General features: G+C 69.2%; 21 protein-coding genes. 10 read left to right on the top strand and 11 right to left on the bottom strand.

The window, feature by feature from the left end; all coding sequences use genetic code 11:
• Positions 1 to 134: 134 nt before the first annotated feature.
• Positions 135 to 1,244, bottom strand: coding sequence for a P1 family peptidase (locus DIE04_RS01135; RefSeq protein ID WP_124484888.1), 1,110 nt, complete (start codon positions 1,242 to 1,244; stop codon positions 135 to 137).
• A gap of 45 nt (positions 1,245 to 1,289) precedes the next feature.
• The gene (locus tag DIE04_RS01130) at positions 1,290 to 2,696 is read right to left on the bottom strand and encodes an APC family permease (protein ID WP_044843045.1); all 1,407 of its coding nucleotides are present in this window, start codon (positions 2,694 to 2,696) and stop codon (positions 1,290 to 1,292) included.
• Positions 2,697 to 2,828: 132 nt separating this feature from the next.
• Here DIE04_RS01130 and DIE04_RS01125 point away from each other — a divergent pair, with 132 nt between their 5' ends.
• Complete coding sequence (locus DIE04_RS01125) at positions 2,829 to 3,629, top strand: helix-turn-helix transcriptional regulator (RefSeq protein WP_044843044.1); 801 nt, start codon at positions 2,829 to 2,831, stop codon at positions 3,627 to 3,629.
• An 18-nt stretch (positions 3,630 to 3,647) separates the two neighbouring features.
• Here DIE04_RS01125 and DIE04_RS01120 read toward each other — a convergent pair whose 3' ends face one another.
• On the bottom strand, positions 3,648 to 4,955 hold the full coding sequence (locus tag DIE04_RS01120; RefSeq protein ID WP_409333435.1) for a cytochrome P450: 1,308 nt from the start codon (positions 4,953 to 4,955) through the stop codon (positions 3,648 to 3,650).
• Positions 4,956 to 5,174: 219 nt separating this feature from the next.
• Here DIE04_RS01120 and DIE04_RS01115 point away from each other — a divergent pair, with 219 nt between their 5' ends.
• Positions 5,175 to 6,113 carry an AraC family transcriptional regulator gene (locus tag DIE04_RS01115; RefSeq protein ID WP_124484891.1) on the top strand — a complete coding sequence of 313 codons (939 nt, stop codon included), beginning with the start codon at positions 5,175 to 5,177 and terminating at the stop codon, positions 6,111 to 6,113.
• 21 nt (positions 6,114 to 6,134) lie between these two features.
• On the opposite strand, the gene DIE04_RS01110 is transcribed toward DIE04_RS01115, so the two are convergent.
• Positions 6,135 to 6,512 carry a nuclear transport factor 2 family protein gene (locus DIE04_RS01110; RefSeq protein WP_124519506.1) on the bottom strand — a complete coding sequence of 126 codons (378 nt, stop codon included), beginning with the start codon at positions 6,510 to 6,512 and terminating at the stop codon, positions 6,135 to 6,137.
• Between the two features lie 404 nt (positions 6,513 to 6,916).
• Here DIE04_RS01110 and DIE04_RS01105 point away from each other — a divergent pair, with 404 nt between their 5' ends.
• The 3 genes from DIE04_RS01105 (at position 6,917) to DIE04_RS01095 (ending at position 9,602) form a co-directional block, all read left to right on the top strand.
• The gene (locus tag DIE04_RS01105; RefSeq protein ID WP_124484892.1) at positions 6,917 to 7,801 is read left to right on the top strand and encodes a LysR substrate-binding domain-containing protein; all 885 of its coding nucleotides are present in this window, start codon (positions 6,917 to 6,919) and stop codon (positions 7,799 to 7,801) included.
• 164 nt (positions 7,802 to 7,965) lie between these two features.
• Positions 7,966 to 8,898, top strand: coding sequence for an AEC family transporter (locus DIE04_RS01100; protein ID WP_124519615.1), 933 nt, complete (start codon positions 7,966 to 7,968; stop codon positions 8,896 to 8,898).
• A 329-nt stretch (positions 8,899 to 9,227) separates the two neighbouring features.
• A complete protein-coding gene (locus DIE04_RS01095; protein WP_044843040.1) occupies positions 9,228 to 9,602 on the top strand; it encodes a hypothetical protein in 375 nt (124 codons plus the stop codon).
• A gap of 161 nt (positions 9,603 to 9,763) precedes the next feature.
• On the opposite strand, the gene DIE04_RS01090 is transcribed toward DIE04_RS01095, so the two are convergent.
• Positions 9,764 to 11,281, bottom strand: coding sequence for a CoA-acylating methylmalonate-semialdehyde dehydrogenase (locus DIE04_RS01090; RefSeq protein ID WP_044843039.1), 1,518 nt, complete (start codon positions 11,279 to 11,281; stop codon positions 9,764 to 9,766).
• Between the two features lie 49 nt (positions 11,282 to 11,330).
• On the bottom strand, positions 11,331 to 12,689 hold the full coding sequence (locus DIE04_RS01085) for an aspartate aminotransferase family protein (RefSeq protein ID WP_124519508.1): 1,359 nt from the start codon (positions 12,687 to 12,689) through the stop codon (positions 11,331 to 11,333).
• A 105-nt stretch (positions 12,690 to 12,794) separates the two neighbouring features.
• Between DIE04_RS01085 and DIE04_RS01080 the strand changes: the two genes are divergently transcribed.
• Complete coding sequence (locus DIE04_RS01080) at positions 12,795 to 13,760, top strand: LysR family transcriptional regulator (protein WP_260426169.1); 966 nt, start codon at positions 12,795 to 12,797, stop codon at positions 13,758 to 13,760.
• 105 nt (positions 13,761 to 13,865) lie between these two features.
• Positions 13,866 to 14,357: a 2,4'-dihydroxyacetophenone dioxygenase family protein gene (locus DIE04_RS01075; RefSeq protein WP_124519617.1), complete on the top strand. Its 492-nt coding sequence runs from the start codon at positions 13,866 to 13,868 to the stop codon at positions 14,355 to 14,357.
• 113 nt (positions 14,358 to 14,470) lie between these two features.
• On the opposite strand, the gene DIE04_RS01070 is transcribed toward DIE04_RS01075, so the two are convergent.
• Positions 14,471 to 15,619 carry an epoxide hydrolase family protein gene (locus DIE04_RS01070; protein WP_124519619.1) on the bottom strand — a complete coding sequence of 383 codons (1,149 nt, stop codon included), beginning with the start codon at positions 15,617 to 15,619 and terminating at the stop codon, positions 14,471 to 14,473.
• 76 nt (positions 15,620 to 15,695) lie between these two features.
• Positions 15,696 to 16,655, bottom strand: a complete 960-nt coding sequence (locus tag DIE04_RS01065) for a GlxA family transcriptional regulator (RefSeq protein WP_124519621.1) — start codon at positions 16,653 to 16,655, stop codon at positions 15,696 to 15,698.
• Positions 16,656 to 16,790: 135 nt separating this feature from the next.
• Between DIE04_RS01065 and DIE04_RS01060 the strand changes: the two genes are divergently transcribed.
• From DIE04_RS01060 to DIE04_RS01050, 3 genes are all read left to right on the top strand, one after another.
• A complete protein-coding gene (locus DIE04_RS01060; RefSeq protein ID WP_124519623.1) occupies positions 16,791 to 17,591 on the top strand; it encodes an SDR family oxidoreductase in 801 nt (266 codons plus the stop codon).
• 11 nt (positions 17,592 to 17,602) lie between these two features.
• Entirely contained in the window at positions 17,603 to 18,364 is a 762-nt protein-coding gene (locus tag DIE04_RS01055) for an SDR family oxidoreductase (RefSeq protein WP_124519625.1), read from the top strand.
• Positions 18,365 to 18,748: 384 nt separating this feature from the next.
• Complete coding sequence (locus tag DIE04_RS01050; protein WP_124519627.1) at positions 18,749 to 20,539, top strand: sensor domain-containing diguanylate cyclase; 1,791 nt, start codon at positions 18,749 to 18,751, stop codon at positions 20,537 to 20,539.
• A gap of 83 nt (positions 20,540 to 20,622) precedes the next feature.
• On the opposite strand, the gene DIE04_RS01045 is transcribed toward DIE04_RS01050, so the two are convergent.
• From DIE04_RS01045 to DIE04_RS01035, 3 genes are all read right to left on the bottom strand, one after another.
• Positions 20,623 to 21,978, bottom strand: coding sequence for an MFS transporter (locus DIE04_RS01045; protein WP_124519629.1), 1,356 nt, complete (start codon positions 21,976 to 21,978; stop codon positions 20,623 to 20,625).
• A gap of 88 nt (positions 21,979 to 22,066) precedes the next feature.
• Entirely contained in the window at positions 22,067 to 23,443 is a 1,377-nt protein-coding gene (locus tag DIE04_RS01040) for an MFS transporter (RefSeq protein WP_124519631.1), read from the bottom strand.
• 182 nt (positions 23,444 to 23,625) lie between these two features.
• A complete protein-coding gene (locus DIE04_RS01035) occupies positions 23,626 to 24,585 on the bottom strand; it encodes an MBL fold metallo-hydrolase (protein ID WP_044843030.1) in 960 nt (319 codons plus the stop codon).
• Positions 24,586 to 24,630: the final 45 nt, after the last annotated feature.

Here is a 24,630-nt window from a genome sequence, read left to right as displayed (position 1 = left end):
CCGGGCTCGCCGCGCGCACATCGCACGTATCGCACGTATCGCACGTATCGCCTGCGCGCGTGCACGACGAGCCGGCCGATCGCCGCAACGACACTGCCCGCCACGCCGCTTCGATTGAAGCGGCGCATGCCGTTTCAGGCGCCGCGCACCGGCCGCCACCCCACTTCGCGCAACGCATCCAGCAAGCGCGCCTGCCCCAGCCCTTCGACCCGCGCGCCGCGCGACTCGACGTCGCTCCCCGCGACCAGCGCATTCACGATCGCTTCCTCCACCGCTTCCGCCGCGGCGACGAACAGTGCGGAGATGTGGTCGTTGTTCACCATCTTCACGGCCGTCGTCGGCGCGCCCTTGCTGCCGTAGTTCGCGGCGGGCAAGCCGTCGTTCCCTGTTGCGAACGCAAGGAAGATGTCGCCGCTCGAATCCTCGGTGCCGCCGCCGACGCGTGCCAGCCCGACGCTCGCACGCTGCGCGAGGCGCGTGCATTGATGCGGCAGCAGCGGCGCGTCGGTCGCGATCGTGACGACGATCGAACCCATCCCGGCCTCGCCCTGCCCGTCGGGCGCGCGAAACGGCGAAGGCACGTGCCGCAGCACGTCGCCGACCGGATAACCGGCCACGCGCAGCATCTCGCGCACGCCGTAGTTCGCCTGCACGAGCGCGCCGACGGTCCAGCCGCCCGCGTCGGCCGTCACCACCCGCGACGCGGTGCCGATGCCGCCCTTGAACTCGTGGCAGATCATGCCGGTGCCGCCGCCGACGCCGCCTTCGGCGACCGGCCCCGACTGTGCGGCGGCCAGCGCGCGCAGCACGTGCTCGGCGCGCACGTGCTGCCCCCAGATGTCGTTGAGCAGGCCGTCGTAGGTTTCCATCACGACCGGCATGCACCAGTACACGCGGCCGGCCGCCGCCTCGCGTTCGTTCGCGACCAGCGCATCGCGCACCGCGCCGACGCTGTGCGTGTTCGTATAGGCGATCGGCGTCGTCAGCAGGCCGGCTTCGCGGATCCATTCGAGCCCGGTCGCGTCGCCGTTGCCGTTCAGCACATGGACGCCCGCGAAGCACGGCGAATCGTGCGCGGCACCCGCGCGCGGCTCGATCACGGTCACGCCGGTGCGGATCGATGCATCGCCGTTCTCGACGTTCAGCGTGCAATGTCCAACCCGCACGCCCGGTACGTCCGTGATCGCGTTGAAGCGGCCCGGCGTGCCGAGTCCGATGCGGATGCCGAGATCCCTCGTGCGCATGATGCAATTCCTCCAGTCTTTCAATGGTTGAGTGTGTCGGGTGGTTCAGAGCGAGCGGAACGCATCGCTGTGGCGGGCCCAGACCGCATACATCGCGAGCGCGGCCACCAGCAGAGCGCCGATGATGATCAGGTCGGTCGGCTTGGTCGCCGTCGCCAGCGTCGTGTAGAGCGTGTATGCGGCACCCGCGACCGCGACGAGCGGCGTCACGGGCCACAGCGGCATCCGGTAATGATGCTCGACGTCGCGGCGCACGAGCCGGCTCGCGAGCGCGGCCAGCCCGACGACCAGGTAGATCAGCAGCAGCAGGTCGACCGTGAACGCGGTCAGCTCGTCGAGACTCGACACGAACACCAGCCCCGACGACGGCACGGCGAGCGCGAGCGTCGCGAGCCACGGCGATTCGAAGCGCGGATGGATCGTCGAGAACGCGCGGTTGCAGGTGCGCGACCAGAGCGCATGGCGGCCGCTGCTGTACAGCAGGCGCCCCATCGTGATCACGATCGCGATGATCGCGTTGAATACCGACAGGAAGATCCCGCCGCTGACCGCGCGCGACACCGCCGGGTTGCTCAGCGAGCGCACGACATAGCCGATCGGGTCGGCGCTCTTCGTCAGTTCCGTCAGCGACGGCGCGCCGAGCACGATCGCGGTGAGCGGAATCAGTTCGACGACGAGGATCACCAGCAGCGAATAGATCACCGCTTTCGCGACGTTGCGGTTGCCGCCGCGCAGGTCTTCCGCGAGATAGGCGGCGGAGCCGAAGCCGTTGTAGCAGAAGATCGCCGTGCCGATCGCGGGCACGATCGCCGCGAGCGTGGCCGGCACCAGCGCATTGCCGCTCGCGACGACCGGCGCGACCAGTGCGTCCGCGCCGCGATGCGGCGAGCCGAAGCCGAGCCCCGCAATCAGCATCAGCACGCCGATCTCGACGACGAGAAACGCGCCGGTGATCCATGCGTTCGTCTTGATGTTCAGCATGCCGAGCACGTAGCTGAGCAACACGATCGTCAACGCGACCGACTGGTTGCTGAAGTGCGTGCCGAGCGCGTTGTTCAGGTAGGGCGCGGCACCGCTTGCGAGCACCGCGGGAATGAACACGCTGACGGACAGCACCGTGATGAAGGTCAGATAGCCGGGCAGCGTGCCGAACACGCGTTTGGCCATCACGTATTCGCCGCCCGCGCTGCGGTGCGCGGCGCTGAGCTCCGCGTAGCAGAGCGCGAACGCGAGCGCGAGCACGCCGCCGAGCAGGAACGACAGCACCGCGCCGCTGCCGGCCTGCTGGATCGCGAACGGCGCGATCACGAAGATCGAGCTGGCGGGCGTCACGCCCGACACGGTGATCATCACCGCGTCGCGCACGCTGAGCGTCTGCGACAACGCGCGCGGCGCGCCTTCCGTGGCAGGCGTCGCTTGCAGCGTGCCCGTCGATTCCGACATCATCGCCATTTCGTTCTCCTGTTGCTTCTGTCCTGCGCTTTTTTGAACACCCATACTCGGGCCCGATTGATTGCGTGGCAGTCTAGGAAGCCAATTTCAGGACCGCTATTCCCCCTTCGTGTTACACCCTTCGGTGGTGATATGGATCGACTCTTCTCCGAAATCGCGATGCACCAGGCGCTCGGCCGCGCGATCGATCATCTCGGCCAGCCGCGCTTCTGGCGTTTCCTGGTGCTGCTGCTCAACGAAATGGTGCCGTTCGACAACGCGCTCGCGACCGCGATCGGCCGCGACGGCGTGCCGCTCGTCCTCGACGAATACGACACGGGCGGCACCGACAGCGCGTCGCCGGTGCCGCTTTACCTCAACGGGTTGTATCTGCTCGATCCGTTCCTGCAGGCCGCGCACGACGGGCTCGCCGACGGCTGCTACCGGCTCGAGGAGGTCGCGCCCGACCTGTTCCGGCAGAGCGAGTATTTCCTGAACTACTTCCGCCACGCGGTCGGCGACGATGAAATCCAGATCCTGCTGCGGCCGAACCCCGACCTGCTGCTGTCGTTGTCGCTCGGCGCGGCCGCGCGCTTCGACGTCGAACCGCTCGGCAAGCTGACGGCCGCGATGCCGTGGGTGCTCGCGACGATCCGGCAGCACTGGCGGCTGGTGGGCGATGCCGCGCGCGTGACACCCGACGACGATCTCGGCGCGCGCGTCGAGCAGGCGCTCGCGCGCTTCGGCGCGGGCGTGCTGACCGATCGCGAGATGTCGATCGCGCGAATGGTGCTGCGCGGCAATTCGTCGAAGGCGATCGCCGAGCGGCTGGCGATTTCACCGGAAACGGTGAAGGTGCATCGGCGGCATCTTTACGCGAAACTCGGGATCTCGTCGCAGCCGGAGCTGTTTTCGCGGTTCATCCAGGCGCTTGGGGAGGATGCGGCGGGGTAAACGCGACACGCCGCCGCGTTACGACAACGCGACGTCCGCCGCCAGCCCGGTCGGCGCGATCGCCACGTGCAGGGCGCGCTCGGGCCGCAACGTCACGTTCAGCGCCGCGCGCGGCGCCGCCATGCCGGGCGGCACGGACAATTCATGGCGCTGCAGGATCATCGCCGCCACCACCGTCATCTCCGTCATCGCCAGATGCTGCCCGAGGCACACGCGCGGCCCCGTGCCGAACGGCAGGTATGCGCCGCGCGGAATCGCCGGCGCGTCGTCGGCGAAGCGCTCGGGCCGGAAGGCCCGCGGCTCCGGAAACCATCGTGCATCGTGATGCATCAGCTGAATCGGCAGCATGAACAGCGTCCGCGCCGGAAACTGCCATGCGCCCAGCGCGACCGGCCGCAATGCGCGACGGCTGATCAGGATCGGTGCCGCCGGATACAGGCGCATCGTTTCCTCGAGCGTCTGCGTCAGGTATCGCAATGCGGGGCGCGTGTCGGCGGTCGGCGCACGGCCGCCCAGCACGCGCACGACCTCGTCGCGCGCGGCGGCCTGCGCGGCCGGATTCGCGGCCATGTTCCATACCCACCAGGTCAGCGTGGCCGCGGCCGTCTCGTGGCCGGCCAGGAATGCCGTCATGCACTCGTCGTGCACGGCCCGCAGCGGCCATGCGTACCCGTCGGCACGGTGCAGCCGCAACAGGCGCGACAGCAGGTCGTCCGGCCAGCCGTGCTCCGGCATGTCGAGACGCGCATGCAGTTGCCGGTCGATCAGTCCGTTCAGCACCGCCAGCGCCCGCGCCTTGCCGCGCTTCCACGGCATCCAGTCCGGCGCGCTGGCCGGCTGGTAGAACTCCGCGTTCGCCGCCGCGCCCACCGTGCGCACGGCCTCTTCGGCAACGCGCGCGTGTGCGCCGATCGAATCCGAGAACATCGTGCGCATGATCACGTCCATCGCCAGCGACGTCAGCGCGCTCTCGACCGGCCAGTGTGCGTCGCACGCGGGCCACTGCGCGAGCGCACGACCGGCTGTCGCGGCGATCGACGGCACGAACGCCTGCACCGGTTTCGGCGCGAAGTTCGCCTGCAGCGCGTGCCGCTTGTCGCGCCATGCGTCGCCCTCGGCGACCAGCACGCTGCGCCCGTGAACCCGCGAGAACACGCGAATGCCGCGCTCCCAGCGCACGAACGCATCGTGATGCGTGACCAGCAGCTCGCGCACGAGCGCGGGATCGGTCACGACCACCGCATGTTCGGGCCACATGCGCAGGTGCACGACGTCGCCATGCGCACGCTGCCAGCCTGCGAGCGCGCCGGTCAGGTCGCGCGACATCGCGCGCAGCAGCGGCCACCCCGTCAGGCCGGCTCGCGGCCCCGGCGGCCATACGCCGGGCGGGTGAAGCACGGGAGACGCATCAGCGGCGTCCGCATGAAACGGGCATCGGGAAGAGGATCGTGGGTTCATGCTCCGGATTGTCCGGATCGACACGCTGCCGGTCTTGAACGCAAACGACATCGACACGTGCGGCGCCGGTCCCTATACTCCGGCGTCATGCCCTCCGGTCCGTCTCCGAATCCGTCACCGTGTCCCGATCCGCACGCGCGTGCGCCGCGCGTGCGGTGCGACGGCCGGTCGCCGCCCACGCGGCTGTATCCGCCGCCGGCCGCGCTGCGAGGCGCGGTCGCCGCGATCGTCTGCCGCGACACGCGCGGCTTCGCGTTGAGCGACGCGCAGCGGCTCACGCATTTCCCCGCGTCGCCGATCGTCTGCCTGTCGTGGTATCGCGGCTTCGACGTCGGGCTCGTCCGGTGCACGGACGACGGCCCCGTATGGCGGCCGTTCGGCGCATCGGCGACGCTGTCGGGCAGCCAGTCGATGCCGGTCGCGAGCTGGGCGCCGACGGGCGGACAAGGCGGCATCGTCTGCCTGCATGCCGATGCTGCGCGCGCGCTGTTCGGCGTCGCGCTGCCGGCGATCCACGACACCTTCGTCGACGCACATGCATGCCTCGACGACAGCTGGCGGCCGCTGCTGGATGCGCTCGCCGATGCCGAGCACGACGACGACGCGCTGGCCGCGCTCGACCGACACCTCGCGCCGCGCTGGCATGCGCTGCGCGGCAGCGTGTCGCCGCTGTCGTCGCTGCGCGATGCCGGGCGCAGCTGGGTCGGGCGGCTCGCGTCGATCGCGCGCGAATGGCGGCACACCCACAGCCCGCGCCAGGTGGAACGGCGCATCAAGGCGTACAGCGGGCGCTCGTTGCGCGACTGGCAAATGCTGGTGCGCACCGAAGGCGTGTTCTTCGCCGCGCGCGACCGGCAGGACGCCGGACAACCGGTCGACTGGGCCGCGCTCGCGCTGGACGAAGGGTTCGCCGACCAGGCGCACCTGAGCCGCGCGACGCGGCGCATCACGGGCTTCTCGCCAACCGAGTTCGTGCGGCGCTTCGCCGAGGACGAATCGTTCTGGATGTACCGGCTCTGGGTGTGACCTGCCGCTGCACGTCGCGCGTCAACCGCCCGATTCGATGAACCCGCCATCGGGCGCCTGATGCGGCACGTACCAGCCGAAATACACCTCGGCCTCGACGATCCGGCCGTCGCGGACCCGCAACCGCTCCGCATTCCGGAACCGCCTGCCGGCGGTCGTCGCGGCTTCGTATACGACGAACACGTATTCGCCGTGCACGGTGACGTCGACGAACTCGAAACCGGCGAGCATCGCGCTGTTCGGCCAGCAGCGCGCGAGATACGCGTCGCGATCGAGCCGGTTGTCGAGCGGGCTCGTGAAATGGAAGTCCGGCGCGATCAGCGCTTCGATCGCATCGCGGTCCTTGTCGACATACGCGCGATAGCTGGCGCGCGCAACCTCACCGGGGTCCTCTGGCATCGTCATTACCTCCGCAAAGAGCCGGGGCGACGCGACGGCACGCGTCGCCCCGAGGTATCGATGAAACGCAGGCGGGCGGCACGCGCGAGCGCGGCCCATCCTGCGTTCACGGATGAGCGCGCCCGCCCGGCTCGATGCCATTCACGAAAACCCGCACCGGCCGGTCCGCATGCGACGCACCGCGCGTTCTGCCGCATTCTGCCGCGGGCAGCCGATGCCGCCGCTGCCGCGGTTGCCCGTTTCCGCACGCGCGGGCATGATGTCCGGCAGCGTGCCGGCCGCACCCATCCGCTTCGGCGGCCGTCGGCGGCGTCGGCGGCGCAATCGGCACGTCGCCCCTGCACCGCCTCCGGCATCATCGAGCAATCCGCGTGCCGGTCCCGGCCGCCCCTCTCATCGAGCCCATGTCACTACGCGCATTCAGAACCCTGGTCGCGATCGCCCGATACCGCACCTTCGCGCGCGCCGGCGAAGCGATCGGGCTCACGCAGTCCGCCGTGAGCCTGCAGGTCAAGACGCTCGAAAGCGAATACGACGTCCGGCTGTTCGACCGTTCGCGCCGCCAGCCGGTACTCACCGAAGCCGGCAAGATCCTCGTCGCGCAGGCCGAGCAGGTGCTCGCGATGGTCGACCGGATTCCCGATGCGCTCAGCGACGAGAAGAAGCTCGTCGGCCGTCTGCGAATCGGCGCAATCCATACCGCGCTGTCCGGCCCGCTGCCCGATGCGCTGCTCGCGCTGCGCGATGCGCACCCGTCGTTGCGCGTGCACGTATCGGCCGGCATGTCGGCCGAACTGGCGAACCGCGTCGCGGCCGGCGAACTCGACGCGGCGATCACGACGCGCCCGGTGCGCCCGCATCCGGCGGAACTGACGTGGACCACGCTGTACGAAGACCGCTTCTGGCTGCTCGCGCCGCCGCACTACGCGGAGCGCGACGCGGGCACGCTGCTCGAGGCGCTGCCGTTCATCCGCTTCGACGCGCAGGCGTGGGCCGGCCGGATGATCGCCGCCGAGCTGCGCCGCATCGGCGTGCGCGTGCGCGAGGAGATGGTGCTCGACAGCGCGGAGACGATCGCGCGGATGGTGGCGCGCGGGCTCGGCGCGGCGATCGTCGCGCTCCCCGACGCGACGCTCGCGCGGCTGCCGCCCGTCACGCGCTTGCCGTTCGGCCAGCCGCAGATGGGCCGCGCGGTCGTGCTGCTCGAACACCAGTCGCGTCCGGCCGAGCGTTTCGCACGTGCGCTGGCCGCCGAAGTCAGCGCATCATCGATGAGAATTTCTCATTGAACACCCGATAATTCACCATTATTCCTGCTGCTTGCGCGTGTTAACTTGGCGGCATCGTCACTCTTTCGATTGCGTGCCGCCATGTTGCCCGCCGGATGGATTCCCGCTTCGTTCCGCCGCGCCGCCCGCCGGCCGTTCGGCCCGCGTCGCCTGAAGGCGCGTCGATGATCGGCCCGATCGTGCTCGCGCTCGCGCCGGTCGCGCTGCTGGTCGCGCTCGGCCACGGCCTGCGGCGCACGGGCTTCATCGCCGATGCGTTCTGGCCGCACGCCGAGCGGCTTTGCTATTACGTGCTGCTGCCCGCGCTGTTCGCGCACGGTCTCGCGACTGCGCGGCTGCAAGCGCTGCCCGTCTTGCCGCTCGCGGCGGCGCTGGTCGGCTCGACCGTGCTCGTCGCGGCGCTGCTTCTGCTGGTCCGCCGGTTCGTGCAGGTCGACGGCGCCGGGTTCACGTCGGTGTTCCAGGGCGCGGTGCGCTTCAACAACTATGTCGGCACCGCCCTCGCCGCCGGACTGTTCGGCGCGCACGGCATCGCGCTCGCGGCCGTATGCGTCGCGGCGATCGTGCCGACCGTGAACCTGATGTGCGTGCTGGTGTTCGCGCGCTACGGCGACACGCGGCTCGGCGCGTGGGCGCTCGTGCGCCAGATCCTGTCGAATCCGCTCGTCGTCGGGTGCGCGCTGGGGATCGCGATGCAGGCCGCCGGCCTCGCGTTTCCGGCCTCCGTCGAACCGGCCGTGCGCGCGCTCGGCGCCGCATCGATGCCGCTCGGCCTGCTGTGCGTGGGCGCGGCACTGAAGTTCGACGCGGCGCGCGGATGGATGCAGCCGATGTGCATCGCGTCGGCGTTCAAGTTCATGGCGATGCCGCTCGCCACGCTCGCCGCCGGCCGCCTGTTCGGGCTCGGCGATGCCGCGCTGACCATCGCGCTGCTGTTCCAGGCGCTGCCGACTTCGTCCTCGTCGTACATCATGGCGCGCCAGCTCGGCGGCGACGCGCCGCTGATGGCCGGCATCACCGCGTTCCAGACGATCGCCGCCGCGCTCGCGATGCCGGCCGTGCTGACGGCGCTCGCGTCGGCGCCGGTGTTTCGCTGACGGCGTGGCACCGTTGCCGAACGCAACGAGGCAGCACATGCGGTGCCTCGTTGCGCTGCTGCGGGGACGGATAGCAAATACCGCTGCGCGCGCACGACCGCCGCGACGTTGCGCGACGCCTACGCGCCGCCGATGCGCCCCCGGTTCTTCTCGCAGCCCCGCGAAAAACCGCCTATGGTGAATGAAGCGGGTCCGTTCGGCCGTCATTCGACTTCGCGTCGCTCGCACCGGCGGCCACGGCGCCGCGTTCCGGCACCATTCCCCGCGCTCGCGCGCACGCCCGGCCGTGCGCGCGAGCGCGCCGCCCACCGGACTACAAGGAGGTAATCATGAAAGCCGTGCTGCTCGTCAGCTCCGCCCTGCTCGCCATGGCGTCCGTTTCGGCCTCGGCTCAAGGCTCGATCACCAAGGTCGAAAACGGCGCGCTCGTCGCCGCGAACGGAATGACCGTCTACACCTTCGACCAGGACAAGCCCAACGCCGGCACCAGCGCATGCAAGGGCCAATGCGAGTCCTTCTGGCCGCCGTACAAGGCCAGCGCGACCGACGTTCCGGTCGGCCCCTATACGATCGTCAAGCGCGACGACGGCAGCCCGCAATGGGCCTACAAGGGCAAGCCGCTGTACTTCTTCGCGAAGGACATGAAACAGGGCGACCGCAACGGCGACAACTTCAAGAACATGTGGCACGTGGTCGCGCCGTAAGCATTCTTTCCCCGTCTTCAGCGTCGGCACGACCGCCGTACATGTAAAAAGGCCCGCCCCGATCGTCGACCGGGGCGGGCTCGTGCGTCCTTGCGCGGGCCGCGTGGCGACACACGCCGAGCGGCGCGCGTCGCGTTGCGGCCGGATCGTGCGTCAGCGCGTCAGCGGTTCGACGGGAAGCTGAACACCGTCCCTTCGCGCACGCCGGCCGACGGCCAGCGCTGCGTGATCGTCTTGCGCTTCGTATAGAACCGCACCGCATCCGGGCCGTACGCGTGGAGATCACCGAACAGCGAGCGCTTCCAGCCGCCGAACGAGTGGTACGCGACCGGCACCGGCAGCGGCACGTTGATGCCGACCATGCCGATCTGGATGTTGTCGCTGAAGTAGCGCGCCGCTTCGCCGTCACGCGTGAACAGGCACGTGCCGTTGCCGTATTCGTGCGCGTCGATCAGCGCCATCGCCTCGTCGAGCGACTTCAGGCGGATCACGCCGAGCACCGGCCCGAAGATCTCGTGCTGATAGATCGGCATGCCGGGCTTCACGTTGTCGAACAGGCACGGGCCCAGGTAGTAGCCGCCGTCGTGGCCGTCGACCTTCACGCTGCGGCCGTCGACGACGAGCGTCGCGCCGGCCGCCACGCCCGCCTCGACGAAGCCCGTCACCTTCTCGAAATGCTGCTGCGTGACGAGCGGCCCCATGTCGACGCCGGCCCCGTTGCCCGGGCCGACCTTCATCTTCGCGATCTCGGCCCGCAGGCCTTCGACCACCTTGTCACCCGTTTCCTCGCCGATCGCGACCACCAGCGGAATCGCCATGCAGCGCTCGCCGCACGAGCCGTACGCGGCGCCCATCAGCGCGTTCACCGCGTTGCCGATGTCGGCGTCGGGCATCACGACCGCGAAGTTCTTCGCGCCGCCGAGCGCCTGCACGCGCTTGCCGTGCGCGCAGCCGGTCGAGTAGATGTATTCGGCGATCGGCGTCGAGCCGACGAAGCTCACCGCCTTCACGCGCGGGTCGGTCAGGAGCGTGTCGACGGCTTCCTTGTCGCCGTTCACGACGTTCAGCACGCCCGGCGGCAGGCCGGCCTCGAGCGCGAGCTCGGCCATGCGCAGCGTCGACGACGGCGTGCGCTCGGACGGCTTCAGCACGAACGTGTTGCCGCACGCGACGGCCATCGGCCACATCCACAGCGGCACCATCACCGGGAAGTTGAACGGCGTGATGCCGGCGGCCACGCCGAGCGCCTGGAATTCGCTCCACGAATCGATCGCGGGGCCGACGTTCTTGCTGTGCTCGCCCTTCAGCAGCTCGGGCACGTAGGACGCGTATTCGACGTTCTCGATCCCGCGCTGCAGTTCGCCCATCGCGTCGGCGAGCACCTTGCCGTGCTCGGCGGTAATCAGCGCGCACAGTTCGTCCGCATGCTCCTCGAGCAGCGTCTTGAAGCGGCTCATCACGCGGGCGCGCTTCAGCGGCGGCGTATTGCGCCATGCCGGGAACGCGGCCTGCGCGGACGCGATCGCGGCTTCGACGGTCAGCTTGTCGGCGAGCGCGACGCTCTTGTGCGATTCGCCGGTGGCCGGGTCGAACACCGGCTGGACGCGGCTGCCGCCGTCGACGCGCTTGCCGTCGATCAGGTGGCCGAGGGTGGAGGTCACATTGCTGTCGTGTTTCATCGTTCAGGCTCTTTCGTGAATTCGGTTGTCGCGGGAAAAGGGCCGCGGCTCAGTCCACTTCGTTCAGCGCGTCGGACAGCGCGTTCACGAGGTTGTCGATCTCGCGCTTCTCGGCGATGAACGGCGGCGCGAGCTGGATCGTGTCGCCGCCGTAACGCACGTAGAAGCCCTTCGCCCAGCAGCGCATCGCGATCTCGTACGGGCGCCGTGCCGGCTCGCCCGGCAGCGCCGCGATCGTCAGGCCGGCCGCCAGCCCGTAGTTGCGGATGTCGGTGATATGGCGCTGGCCCTTCAGCCCGTGCACGGCCGCCTCGAAATGCGGCGCGAGATCGCGCACGCGGGCCACCGCGTCTTCCTTCACGAGCAGGTCGAGCGCCGCGACGCCGGCCGCGCACGCGACCGGGTGCGCCGAATACGTGTAGCCGTGCGGGAACTCGAGCATGTACTCGGGGCCGCCCGCGGCCATGAACGTGTCGTAGATTTCCTTCGTCGCGATCACGCCGCCGAGCGGCTGCACGCCGTTCGTCACCTGTTTCGCGAAATTCATGATGTCCGGCACCACGCCGAACGCGTCGGCGCCCGTCATCGCGCCGGCACGGCCGAAGCCCGTGATGACTTCGTCGAAGATCAGCAGGATGTCGTGCGCGGTACAGATGTCGCGCAGGCGCTTCAGATAGCCCTTCGGCGGGATCACCACGCCCGCCGAGCCGGAGAACGGCTCGACGATCACGGCCGCGATGTTCGACGCGTCGTGCAGCGTGATCAGGTCGAGCAGGCGGTCGGCCAGGTCGGCGCCGTTATCCGGCATCCCGCGCGAGAACCGGTTTTCCGCGAGCTGCGTGTGCGGCAGGAAATCGGCGTCGATGCCCTGGCCGAACAGCTTGCGGTTCGCGCCGATCCCGCCGACCGAGATGCCGCCGAAGTTCACGCCGTGATAGCCCTTCTCGCGGCCGATCAGGCGCGTCTTCGTGCCCTTGCCCTTGGCGCGCCAGTACGCGCGGGCCATTTTCAGCGACGTGTCGGCCGCTTCCGAGCCCGAGCCGGTGAAGAACACGTAGTCGAGGCCGGCCGGCGTCAGGTCCTTGATCTTGTTCGCGAGCTCGAACGACTTCGGATGACCGAACTGGAACGCCGGCGCGTAGTCAAGCTGCGCGACCTGGCGGCTCACGGCTTCCGTGATTTCCGTGCGGCCGTGACCGAGGCCCGTGCACCACAGGCCCGACAGGCCGTCGAAGATCTTGCGGCCTTCGCCATCCGTGTAATACGCGTCCTTCGCCGACACGATCATGCGCGGATCGGACTTGAACTGGCGGTTCGCCGTGAACGGCATCCAGTGGGCGTCGAGCCACGCGGCGTCGGTGCGGAGGTTCGTCTCTTCCTGCTGCTTGGCGATGGTCGTATCGGTCATGTCGGTCGGCGCGGCGCGCCCCTCCTTCTTGTGTTGATGTTGCGCATTGTCGGGACGACAATTAGTCTCTTCAATATCGCAATATCAATGTTCACTTGCTCGTCTATGCAAGCAAAGAAACCGAAGAGCCGCGCGCTGCTCGGGCAGCTCAGCGACATGGATCTGCGGCTGCTGCGGGTCTTCAAGGGCGTCGTGCAGTGCGGCGGGATGGCGGCGGCCGAACTCGAGCTGAATATCGGCATCTCGACGATCAGCCGGCACGTGAAGGATCTGGAAACGCGCCTCGGCCTCGTGCTGTGCCGACGCGGCCGCGCCGGCTTCACGCTAACCGCCGAGGGGCAGACGGTGTACGAGGAAACCCTGCGCCTGCTCGCGTCGATGGAGGCATTTCGCAGCAGGATCGACGGCATTCACGACAAGATGGGCGGAGAACTGCACGTCGCCGTGTTCGATAAGACCGCCACCAACCCGCAGGCGCGGCTCGGCGACGCGATCCGCCAGTTCGCGGACGAGGCGCCCGACGTCGCGCTGAACCTGCACGTCGCGTCGATCAACGAGGTCGAGCGCGGGATCATCGACGGCAGTTATCAGGTCGGCATCATCCCCGCGCACCGCAGCTCGGGCAGCCTCGTGTATTCGGAACTGTTCGACGAGCGGATGCTGCTGTACTGCGGCCGCCAGCACCCGCTGTTCGACGCGCCGCACGGCAAGCTCACGTGGACGACGATCCGCAATCATGCGTTCGCCGGGCTCGGCTTCCATTCGCCGAACATGGAACTGAGCCATCGCGCGAAGCTCACGCGCAGCGCGACGGCGTCGGACCAGGAATCGATCGCGACGCTGATCCTGTCCGGCCGCTATCTCGGCTTCCTGCCCGACCATTACGCGGAGAGCTTCGAAAACAAGGGGCTGATGCAGCCGATCGCGCCGCACCGCTTCAACTACCGGTGCCGGTTCGTGAGCCTGCTGCGGCGCTCGCCGCGGCCGTCGCGGGCGGCGCTGCTGTTCCAGTCGTGCCTGGAAGCCGCGCATGCGGCGCCGCAGCCGGGCGACGACAGCGCCGCCGCGTAGCCCGGTTCAGGCTTCGCCCGCGCTGGCGTCGGGCCGCGGCCGTGGCTGCCGCCCGCTCGCGCTCTGCGATAATGCCCACTTCCCCGTTTCCGCTCTCCCTCCGCCATGACGCAGCCGTCCGCCCCGCTCTCCACCGACCTGCCGCCGATTTCGTGCCTGCCCGGCGACGCGCTGCCGTGGCTGCCGATGAGCGCCGACCTGCCGGGGCTCGCAATCAAGTATCTGCATATCAATGCGGCGGAAGACACGCTGACCGCGCTGCTGAAGATGCCGGCCGGCGGCACGCTGCCGCGCCATCGCCACGACGGCGAGGTGTTCGTCCATACGCTGCAGGGTGCGTGGCGCTACCGCGAGTACGAATGGGTCGCGCAGGCCGGCTCGACGGTGCTCGAACCGGCCGGGTCGGTGCACACGCCGGAAACGCTCGGCGCGCCCGGCGACGACGTGATCACGCTCAACGTGATGCGCGGCGACCTGGTGCTGCTCGACGACGACGGCCGCGAGACCGCGCGCGAGAATTGCCGCGTCGCGCTGCTGCGCCAGCGCAAGCATGCGCGTACCGCGCCGCACGATGCTACGCCGTTTGTAACACGATAGGTCATGCGATAAGACGGGCGGGATCGTCGCGTCACGATCCGCACGGTGCCGGCGCTCGCCAGCGCGCGAATGGCCGCCGGCGCACTTCGCCAGCGATGCCGCCTCCCGGCGCCTTACCGAAAACGCCGGAAAAATCGGCGAATATCGCCGGCCAGCAGGTCCGGTTCTTCCATCGCGGCAAAATGCCCGCCGCTCGGCATGTCGGCCCACTGCACGACGTCGAACACCCGTTCGAGCCAGCTGCGCGGCGGGCGGCTGATCTCCTTCGGAAAGCGCGCGAACGCGACGGGCACCGCCACGCGTTCCCCGGCCGCGAAGCGCATCGGCTGCAGCCGGTTTTCCCAATACATCTGCATTGCCGAGCCGATGCTGCCGGTAAACCAGTAGAGCGAGATGCCGGTCAGCAGCGTGTCGTGCGAAAACCGCCGCGCGACGTCGCCGCCGCAATCGCTCCACGCGCGGAATTTCTCGGCGATCCACGCGGCCAGCCCGGCCGGCGAGTCGTTGAGCGCGACGGCCAGCGTCTGCGGCTTCGTCATGTGCACATGCGCGTATCCGCCCTCCAGCGCGGCCCACTCTCCGCGCTGCGTCACGAAGGCCCGTTCGTCCTCGGTGAGCGGCGAAGCCGCGTCGGCCGGAGGCTCGTAGCTGCCGGGCAGGTAGTTCAGATGAATGCCGTCCACCACGCCGGGATGTCGCGCGCCGAGCGCAATCGACACGCCTGCGCCGAGATCGCCGCCTTGCGCGCCGAAGCGGCGATATCCGAGCCCGGACATCAACGCCGCCCAACTGTCGGCGACCTGAAATGCCGACATGCCGGGCGCCGCGGGCGCGGGCGAGAACGCGAAGCCCGGAAGCGACGGCGCGACGACGTCGAACGCGTCGTGCGGATCGCCGCCGAACGCGGCCGGATCGCACAGGCGATCGATCAGCGCGTCGAACTCGAATACGGAGCCCGGCCAGCCGTGCGTGATGACGAGCGGATACGGCTTCGGCCCCGCCCCGCGCCGATGGATGAAATGCACGCGTTGCCCGTCTGCGTCCGCGACGAACTGCGGCAGCCTGTTCAGCGCGCGCTCCGCCGCACGCCAGTCGAAGCGCTCGGCCCAGTACGCAACCAGTTCGCGCAGCCACGCGCCATCCACACCCTGCTGCCACGGGTCGGCGGGCGTCAGCAGCGGTGCGCGCATGTCGCGCAGGCGCCGACGCAGGTCATCGAGCGCGCGATCGGGAATCGCAATGTTGAACGGGGCGGCGTGCATGGTGTCTCCTCGCGAGGAATGCGGGAGATTCTGCGCGATTTCCCGGACACGCGCTGGCGGCTCGCGCCCGCGAACGTCAGGCCGTTTCGCGCTCGTCTGCCCGCGCGTCGCGCCGCACCGCCTGCGGCGGCACGCCGAAACCGCGCACGAACGCGTCGCGCAGGTGGCGCCGGTCGCGAAAACCGTTCTCCTTCGCGATCACGTCGAGCGAGTGCCGGCTCTGCTCGATCATCAGCCGCGCGGCCTCGAGACGCAGCCGCTCGATCGCCTTCGCCGGCGACTGCCCGGTTTCCAGCGTGAACACGCGGCTGAACTGGCGCGGACTCAGGTGGACGGCGTCAGCCAGCTCCTCGACGGTCAGCGCGCGGCCGAGGTTCTGCCGCGCGTAGTTCAGCGCGTTCTGGATCCGGTCCGATTTCGGCGCGAGCTCCAGCATTTCGGAATGCTGCGACTGCCCGCCCGAGCGGCGCTGGTGCATCACGAGCTTGCGCGCGACCGAGCGCGCGGCGTCCGCGCCGAGATCCTTCTCCACCATCGCGAGCGTCAGGTCGAGGCCGGCCGTCATCCCGGCCGACGTCCAGATCGGGCCGTCGACGATGTAGATCCGGTCCTCCTCGACACGAATGTCCGGAAAGTGCTTCTGCATCTCGCGGCCGTACGCCCAGTGCGTCGTCGCGCGGCGCTGCGCGAGCAGCCCGGCCTCGGCGAGCACGAACGCGCCCGTGCAGATGCCGGCGACCCGCCGCGCGCGCGCGGTCGCGCGCCGCAGGAACGCGACGACGCCGGCCGGCGCCGGCGATGCGAGCGGATCGTTGACGCCCGCGACGATCCACGTATCGACGTCGACCCGGCCGCTGAGCGCGCGCGTCGCGACCGACAACCCGAGCGACGAGCGCACGTCGCCACCCTCGACGGAATAGTTGTCCATCACGTAGAACGGTTCGCCCGCGGCCAGGTTCGCGTACTCGAACACCGACTGCGTGGCGAGCGCCATGATCTGGAAGCCGTCGCTGATCAGAAAGCCGATGCGGTGCATGCGTGTCTCCGGTGGCGGGCGGCACGATCGGCACCCGATGTCCTGAATCATACCCATCTACGTCATTTGTGTCGCGGCGATTCGAGGCCAGAATGCCTTCACGCACTCACCCTTTCCTCGACACGGAGCGACATCATGACTGAAGCACATCGCGGTACCGCCGTCATCACCGGCGCATCGTCCGGCATCGGCGCGATCTATGCGGACCGCCTCGCGCGCCGCGGCTACGACCTGATCCTCGTCGCGCGCAACCGCGACCGGCTGGCCGCGCTCGCCGAGCGCATCACGAACGAAACGCAGCGCAGCGTCGAGATCGTCGGCGCCGACCTCAACGACCGCGCGGCGCTCGCCGCCGTCGAAGCGAAGCTGAAGCAGGACGCGAGCATCACGCTGCTCGTCAACAACGCGGGCGTCGGCACGCACACGCCGCTGCTCGACAGCGACGTCGACGCGATGACGCGGCTGCTCGACCTGAACGTGACCGCGCTCACGCGCCTGACCTATGCAGCCGTGCCCGGCTTCGTCGCGCGCGGCCGCGGTGCCGTGATCAACATCTCGTCGATCGTCGCGCTGTCGCCGGAAACGCTCAATGGCGTCTATGGCGGCAGCAAGGCATTCGTGCTCGCGTTCAGCCAGTCGCTGCATCACGAACTCGCGGACCACGGCGTGCAGGTGCAGGCCGTGCTGCCCGGCGCGACGGCCACCGACTTCTGGCAGACCGGCGGCCTGCCGATCGAACACCTGCCGAAGGAGATCGTGATGTCGGCGTCCGACCTGGTCGACGCGGCGCTGGTCGGCTTCGACCGCCGCGAGCTCGTGACGATTCCGTCGCTGCACGCGGCCGACGAATGGGATGCGTTCGAGGCCGCGCGCCGCACGATGGCGCCGCATCTGTCGACCGATTCGCCGGCGCCGCGCTATGCGGCCGCCCGCTGAGGCGCATCGTCATGAAACTCGACGGCAACACCATCCTCATCACCGGCGGCACGTCCGGGATCGGCCGTGCGCTGGCGATCGCGCTCGACGAGCTGGGCAACAAGGTCGTCGTCGCCGGCCGGCGCACGAAGCTGCTCGACGAGATCGCGCGGCAGTATCCGAACATCGACACGATCGAGCTCGACGTCGGCGATGCCGCGCAGATCCGCGCGGTCGCGGCGCGGTTGATCGACCGCTACCCGGCGCTGAACGTCGTGATCAACAACGCGGGCATCATGCCGTTCGACGATGCGGCCGGGCCGCTCGACGACGAACAGGCCGTGCGCCTCGTCGAGACGAACCTGCTCGGCCCCGTGCGCGTCAGCGCGGCGTTCGTCGAACACCTGAAGCGGCAGCCGGACGCGACGATCATCAACAACAGCTCGGTGCTCGCGTACGTGCCGCTCGCGTCGGCCGCGCTGTATTCGGCGACGAAGGCCGCGATCCATTCGTACACGCTGTCGCAGCGTTTCATGCTGCGCGACACGAGCGTGCGCGTGCTGGAAATCGCGCCACCGTGGGTCGACACCGATCTCGTGCACAAGAGCGGCGATCCGCGCGCGATGCCGGTCGATGCGTTCGTCGCCGAGACGCTGGCGCTCCTCGAGACCGCCACCACCGAAGTCGTCGTCGAAGCGGCGAAGCCGTTGCGCGACAATGCCGGGCCGAACGAGCACGCGTTCGTCGACGAGTTCAACCGCTTCGTTGTCGACAACCCGATTCCCGTCGCGTGACGTCGCGCAGCGCAATCCTGCGCACGCATTGATCTGCCGAAAGGCGCCGGCTTCCGCACGATCGGACTGCGAAGCCGGCGCTTGCCGGTTTGCCCGCGCATTCATTCAGGACCTGAAGCGGCCCTTCTCTGCGCTGCTTCTCTGCGCTGCTTCTCTGCGCTGCTTCTCTGCGCTGCTTCTCTACGCTGCTTCTCTACGCTGCTTCTCTACGCTGCTTCTCTACGCTGCTTCTCTGCGACCCGAACTCGCCGCCCACCCACCCGGTTTCGCCCTTGCTTGCCACGCATTCCTCGCGACGATAAGCTCTACGATCTCAGCCTCCGAAGCAGCGCCCTCCGGCATTCGTCCGATCATCGGCGCAATCGACCGTCGCGGATTTCGACCATGCGGTTCCGTATGTTCACCACCGGGACCGGCGACACGCCCGGCTCCTGTCGCGCTCCCGCCGACGATCGACCGGCGCTTGCGCCGTTGCCCGAACTCGACACCGTGTGCCGTCTCGCCCGCGCGCATTTCGGCACGGCGGGTGCGTTCATCGCGTCCGCCGAAGCCGGCGTGCAGCGCGTGGCGGCGTCCGACGGCACGCTGCCCGCCACGCTTCCTGCCATGCGTTTCCCGTCGCGTGCCGAGCCCGCTCCGGCGGCCGGCCGACGCTTCATCACGCCCGCCGGGGGCGACCTCCCGAATGACGCGCCGCACGTCGTCGCGGCCTGCGAGCTGGTCGCGCCCGACGGCAGCGCGCTGGGCGCACTATGCGTCGCCGGCAGCACCGGCCTGACGCTCGACGCCGCGCAGCGCGCTTTCCTGCACGACCTGGCGACACTGGCGGAACGCGCGATCGGCCGCGCGAACGCGCAAGCCGCGCTGCGCGAACGGCTCGGCGTCGTCGAGGAACACAGCGCGCTGACCACGCTGGCGCTGAACGAAAGCGGCACCGGCGTGTGGGATCGCAACGTCGAAACCGGCGAGATCCATTACTCGGCAGCCTGGAAGGCGCTGCTCGGATATGCGCCCGATGAACTGACGAGCCGGATCGAGGATGCATACGAACGGCTGCACCCGGACGACGTCGCCGGCGTGAAAGCCGCGATGCTCGCGCACTTCGAAAGCCGGACCGACAGCTATGCGGTCGAACACCGCATCCGCTGCAAGAACGGCACGTACAAATGGATCTGCAGCCGCGGCAAGGTCATCGCCCGCGACAACCACGGGCGCGCGCTGCGCATGGTCGGCACGACCACGGACATCACCGCGCTGCGCGAACTCGCCGGCCGGTTGAGCGACTCCGTCACGCTCGTGACGAGCCTGACCGACCAGGTGCCGGGCCTCGTGTTCCAGCTGCGGCAGACCGCCGACGGCCGCCGGTTCTTTTCGTACGCGAGCGCGGGCGCACGCGACATCTACGAACTGACGCCCGAGCAGATCGCCCGCGACGCGGATGCGGTCGAAACCCGGATTCATCCTGCCGACCTGGTTGCCTACCGTCAGTCGCTGCGAGTGTCGGCGGAGCGCCTGGCGCCGTGGCGGCTCGAATACCGCGTGCTGCTGCCGGACCAGGGAATGCGCTGGCGCGAAGGCGACGCGCGCCCGCAACGCACGCCGGACGGCGGCACGGTCTGGCATGGCTTCATCACGGATGCGACCGAGCGCAAGCACATCGAGACCGAACTGCACCGGATGGCGACGACCGATCACCTGACCCAGCTGTCCAACCGCCACGCGTTCATGCGGCATAGCGAAGCCGCGTTGCGCGGCGTGCGCGCGACCGGCCAGGACGCCGCGGTGCTGATGCTCGACCTCGATCACTTCAAGGCGCTGAACGACCGCTGGGGCCATCCGCTCGGCGATCGCGCGCTCCGGCATTTCGCGCGGCTGCTGCTCGCGGAGATCGGGACGGACGGCATCGTCGGGCGCATCGGCGGCGAGGAATTCGCGATCGTGCTGCCGCACACCGGGATCGACGCGGCGTGCGCGCTCGCACTGCGCGTGCAGCAGCGCGTGGCCGATTCGCGGCTCGTGCACGAGGATCAGCCGCTCGTGCTGACCGTCAGCATCGGCATCGACGCGATGCGGACGTCCGACTTCGGCGCGTACCAGGCGCTGTCGCGGGCCGACAAGGCGCTGTATGTCGCGAAGGAGCGCGGCCGCAACCGGATCGAGGTGTATCGGGCCTAGCGCGCGTTCCCGCCGACGACGGGCTTGCGCCCGTCCTGGCCGCCCACCCCGTCGTACGCGCGCCGCGCCGACACATCACGCGATCAACGCGACACGGGCGCCGCGTCGCGCGAGGTCGCGCGCACACCGAGCAGCATCGCGACCGCGCACGCGGCCAGCAATCCCGCGATCATCAGCATCGCCGCATCCATGCTGCCGGTACGGGTGCGGATCACCCCGACGATCCACGGCGTGATCATCCCGCTCGATACGCCGATGCTGCTGATCAGCGCGATCCCGCCCGCCGCGCCGGCGCCCGAGAAATACGCGGACGGCACGGCCCAGAACACCGGGTGCGCGGCGAAGATCAGCATCGCCGCGATCGACAGCAGCGCCATCATCGCGACGATGCTCGGCAAGTGCAGCGTCAGCAACGCGAGCGCCACCGCGCCGCCGAATGCGCACGCGGCGAAGTGCCGGCGACGCTCGCGCTTGCGGTCGGAGCGCCGTGCGATCGCGATCAGGCCGGCCGCGCCGATCGCGTTCGGCACGATCGACAGCAGGCTGATGTGCACGACGTCGTGAATGCCGAATTCGCGAATCATCAGCGGCATCCAGAACAGCAGCATCAACAGCGCCGTCGTCAGCGAAAAATAGATGAATGCGAACAGCCAGGTGCGCGGCGCGGCGAGCACCTGCCGCAGCGACGACGCCGCATGCGCGGGCGCCTCCGCCCGGTCGGCGGCCAGGTCGGCCGCGAGCCGCTGGCGGTCGTCGTCGGACAGCCAGCGCGCCTGTTCGGGGCGGTCGCACAGCCAGAACCACGCGATCACGCCGAGCAGGATCGCGGGCGCGCCCTCGATCGCGAACATCCACTGCCAGCCGTGCAGCCCGAGCACGCCCGACATCGCGCGCATCAGCCAGCCCGACAGCAGCCCGCCGACCATCCCGGCCACCGCGACGCCCGCATAGAAGATCGACAGCACCGACGCGCGCCGGCGCGCCGGATACCAGTAGGTCAGGTAGAACACGACGCCCGGGAAGAAGCCGGCCTCGAACAGCCCGAGCAGGAAGCGCAGCACGTAGAAGTGCTTCGCGCTGTCGACCGTGATCATCGCAACCGACACCGCGCCCCACAGGACCATGATCCGCGCGAACGTGCGGCGCGCGCCGAAGCGGCGCAGCAGCGCGTTGCTCGGCACCTCGAACAGCACGTAGCCGACGAAGAACAGCACCGCGCCGAGGCTGTACATCGCATCGGTCAGGCCGAGATCCTGCCGCATCTGCAGCTGCGCGAAGCCGATGTTGCTGCGGTCGAGGATCGACACGATGTAGCAGATGAACAGGAACGGCACGATCCGCGCGCCGATACGGCGGTACAGCGCGTCGTGGTCCGACGCCGGCGCACGGGAACCGGACGCAACCGCCGGCCCGGCGTCCGCTTGAAGGGGGGCTGACATCGATCGTCTCCTCGATGGATGCGGATACGGTGCGGACAGGAAATGCAGCGCCGGTCGCCGCCGCTCGCCGGCAGCGACCGGCCGCGATTCAGGCGCGGCGTGCGGGTTCGCCCTTCACGCCGAGCATCAGCGCGGCGCCGCTCAGCGCGAGCAGCGCGGCCAGCAGGTACACGGCGAGATCCATGCTGCCGGTGCGCGTGCGGATCAGCCCGATCACCCACGGGCTGACGATGCCGCTCGTGATCCCGATGCTGCTGATCAGCGCGATCCCGGCCGCGGCCGCGTTGCCGGACAGGTAGCGGGTCGGCACGGCCCAGAAGATCGGCAGCGCGGCGAAGATCAGCGTCGCCGCGATCGACAGGCACGCGAGCATCGCCGCGAAGCTGTGCAGGTGCAGCGTCAGCGCCGCGAGTGCCAGGCCGCCGCCGATCGTGCAGCACGCGAAGTGCTTGCGGCGCTCGCCGGTGCGGTCGGAATGGCGGGCGATCAGGATCAGCCCGACCGCGCCGACCGCGTTCGGCACGACCGTGTAGAGGCTCACCGACACGACGTCGGTCACGCCGAAATCGCGGATCATCAGCGGCATCCAGAAGTTGAGCGTCAGCGATGCGCAGGTCAGCGAGAAGTAGATGAACGCGAACAGGTAGACGCGCGGGTTCGCGAGCGCGGCGACCAGGCTGCGTTTGTCGTGCGCACTGTGCGCACCATGCGCACCGCCATCGCTGCACAGCGCGGCGACGCGCGCCTTTTCGTCGGACGTGAGCCACGCTGCGTCCTGCGGCCGGTCGACCAGGTACGTGAACGCGAAGCATGCGAGCACGATCGCCGGCGCGCCTTCGATCGCGAACATCCATTGCCAGCCGTGCAGCCCGAGCACGCCGCTCATGTCGCGCATGATCCAGCCCGACATCAGGCCGCCGAGCACCCCCGCCACCGCGACACCCGCGAAGAACACCGAGATCGCCGCCGCGCGGCGGTTCGCCGGGAACCAGTAGGTCAGGTACAGCACGATGCCGGGAAAGAAGCCGGCCTCGAACACGCCGAGCAGGAAGCGCAGCACGTAGAAATGCGACGGCTGCGACACGAACATCATCGCGGTCGACGCGATGCCCCACAGCAGCATGATCCGCGTGAACGTGCGGCGCGCGCCGAAGCGCGCGAGCAGCAGGTTGCTCGGCACCTCGCAGAACACGTAGCCGACGTAGAACACCGCGGCGCCGAGGCCGTACATCGCATCGCTGAAGCCGAGGTCGTGCTTCATCTGCAACTGCGCGAAGCCGATGTTGATGCGGTCGAGGAACGACACGACGTAGCAGAGGAACAGGAACGGCACGATCCGCCACGCGATCTTGCGGAACAGCAGCGCGTCGCCGGCAGCGGACGCCGGCGCGGATTCACAGGCGGAAGCCGACGCCGCGGCACTCGCGTGCGCGATCGTCGCTTCGGCGGGAAGCGATTGGGGCATGTCTCTCTCCAAACGGGCCGCGCGATTCGGGCGCGCAGCAGTCTCCGCGAGCGTACATGCGCCCGGCTTTCTTGTGAGAACGGAAGTCGGCTCCCTGAACCGCCGCGCGATGCGGCCGCCGCTCAGGCGCCGTCAGGAACGCGGCGCGGCGCCCGCCCGGACGCCCCGCCGCGGTGACCCGCTCAGTCCTGCAGCGCGTCCCACATTTCCTTGTCGCGCTGCGCGGTCCAGATGCGCGGATGCGTGATGCCGCTCGCCTCGTCGTACGCGCGCGACACGTCGAACGGCAGACAGTGCTCGTAGATGAACACGTGGCCGAACTTCGGATCCATCGCTTCGCGCGTGAGCGCCATCGACGCCTTCAGGTCGAGCTTGCGCTCGACGGCCTTGCGGCCCTGCGCGAGCAGCGTCGTCACGAAGTCCTTCGTGTAGTCGAGGCCCTTGTTCACTTCGGCCGGATTCAGCAGCGCGGGGCCGCGGCCCGGCACGAGCTTTTCCGCGCCGAGCGCGCGCAGCGCCTCGAGCGTGGCCGGCCACTGTTCGAGCTGGGCGTCGCCGCAATAGCAGGCCGCGTCGTACTCGACCAGGTCGCCCGAGAACAGCACCTTCTGCGACGGCAGCCAGACGATCGTGTCGCCCTTCGTGTGGCCCGAGCCGACGTGCATGATCTTCACCTCGAGCTTGCCGAGGAACAGCGTGATCTCGCGCTCGAACACGAGCGTCGGCCAGGTCAGGCCCGGCACCGTCTCGACGCCCGCGAACAGCCGCGGGAAGCGCTCGATCTCCGACTTCATGTCGGCCTCGCCGCGCTCGACGATCATTTCGTAGGTGCCGCGGCTCGCGATCACGTGCTGCGCGCCTTCGTCGAAATACGCGGACGCGCCGAGCACGCGCACCGCGTGGTAATGCGACAGCACGACGTGCTTGATCGGCTTGTCGGTCACGCTGCGGATCTTCGCGATCAGGTCCTGCGCCATCGCGGGCGTCGCGGTCGTGTCGACGATCAGCACGCTGTCGTCGCCGATGATCACGCCCGAGTTCGGGTCGCCTTCGGCGGTATAGGCGTACGCGTTCTCGGACAGCTGCGTCCAGGTGACTTTCTTCTCTTCCAGATCGGCTTGGGAGGCGAATGCTTTGGCCATGTTGCGTTCCGTGGCTGCGAGCCATGTGTTGAGGGGAATGAGCGG

It is taken from the genome of Burkholderia sp. Bp8994, assembly GCF_003853805.1.
Classification (GTDB): Bacteria; Pseudomonadota; Gammaproteobacteria; order Burkholderiales; family Burkholderiaceae; genus Burkholderia.
This window is presented reverse-complemented; position numbering and strand designations above follow the sequence as displayed.

What these genes read in the sequence shown, in the direction of transcription:
- DIE04_RS01135 (WP_124484888.1), bottom strand. Translation starts at nt 1,244, where the DNA reads ATGCGCACGAGGGATCTCGGCATCCGCATCGGACTCGGCACGCCGGGC.
- DIE04_RS01130 (WP_044843045.1), bottom strand. Translation starts at nt 2,696, where the DNA reads ATGGCGATGATGTCGGAATCGACGGGCACGCTGCAAGCGACGCCTGCC.
- DIE04_RS01125 (WP_044843044.1), top strand. Translation starts at nt 2,829, where the DNA reads ATGGATCGACTCTTCTCCGAAATCGCGATGCACCAGGCGCTCGGCCGC.
- DIE04_RS01120 (WP_409333435.1), bottom strand. Translation starts at nt 4,955, where the DNA reads ATGTCGCGCGACCTGACCGGCGCGCTCGCAGGCTGGCAGCGTGCGCAT.
- DIE04_RS01115 (WP_124484891.1), top strand. Translation starts at nt 5,175, where the DNA reads ATGCCCTCCGGTCCGTCTCCGAATCCGTCACCGTGTCCCGATCCGCAC.
- DIE04_RS01110 (WP_124519506.1), bottom strand. Translation starts at nt 6,512, where the DNA reads ATGCCAGAGGACCCCGGTGAGGTTGCGCGCGCCAGCTATCGCGCGTAT.
- DIE04_RS01105 (WP_124484892.1), top strand. Translation starts at nt 6,917, where the DNA reads ATGTCACTACGCGCATTCAGAACCCTGGTCGCGATCGCCCGATACCGC.
- DIE04_RS01100 (WP_124519615.1), top strand. Translation starts at nt 7,966, where the DNA reads ATGATCGGCCCGATCGTGCTCGCGCTCGCGCCGGTCGCGCTGCTGGTC.
- DIE04_RS01095 (WP_044843040.1), top strand. Translation starts at nt 9,228, where the DNA reads ATGAAAGCCGTGCTGCTCGTCAGCTCCGCCCTGCTCGCCATGGCGTCC.
- DIE04_RS01090 (WP_044843039.1), bottom strand. Translation starts at nt 11,281, where the DNA reads ATGAAACACGACAGCAATGTGACCTCCACCCTCGGCCACCTGATCGAC.
- DIE04_RS01085 (WP_124519508.1), bottom strand. Translation starts at nt 12,689, where the DNA reads ATGACCGATACGACCATCGCCAAGCAGCAGGAAGAGACGAACCTCCGC.
- DIE04_RS01080 (WP_260426169.1), top strand. Translation starts at nt 12,795, where the DNA reads ATGCAAGCAAAGAAACCGAAGAGCCGCGCGCTGCTCGGGCAGCTCAGC.
- DIE04_RS01075 (WP_124519617.1), top strand. Translation starts at nt 13,866, where the DNA reads ATGACGCAGCCGTCCGCCCCGCTCTCCACCGACCTGCCGCCGATTTCG.
- DIE04_RS01070 (WP_124519619.1), bottom strand. Translation starts at nt 15,619, where the DNA reads ATGCACGCCGCCCCGTTCAACATTGCGATTCCCGATCGCGCGCTCGAT.
- DIE04_RS01065 (WP_124519621.1), bottom strand. Translation starts at nt 16,655, where the DNA reads ATGCACCGCATCGGCTTTCTGATCAGCGACGGCTTCCAGATCATGGCG.
- DIE04_RS01060 (WP_124519623.1), top strand. Translation starts at nt 16,791, where the DNA reads ATGACTGAAGCACATCGCGGTACCGCCGTCATCACCGGCGCATCGTCC.
- DIE04_RS01055 (WP_124519625.1), top strand. Translation starts at nt 17,603, where the DNA reads ATGAAACTCGACGGCAACACCATCCTCATCACCGGCGGCACGTCCGGG.
- DIE04_RS01050 (WP_124519627.1), top strand. Translation starts at nt 18,749, where the DNA reads ATGCGGTTCCGTATGTTCACCACCGGGACCGGCGACACGCCCGGCTCC.
- DIE04_RS01045 (WP_124519629.1), bottom strand. Translation starts at nt 21,978, where the DNA reads ATGTCAGCCCCCCTTCAAGCGGACGCCGGGCCGGCGGTTGCGTCCGGT.
- DIE04_RS01040 (WP_124519631.1), bottom strand. Translation starts at nt 23,443, where the DNA reads ATGCCCCAATCGCTTCCCGCCGAAGCGACGATCGCGCACGCGAGTGCC.
- DIE04_RS01035 (WP_044843030.1), bottom strand. Translation starts at nt 24,585, where the DNA reads ATGGCCAAAGCATTCGCCTCCCAAGCCGATCTGGAAGAGAAGAAAGTC.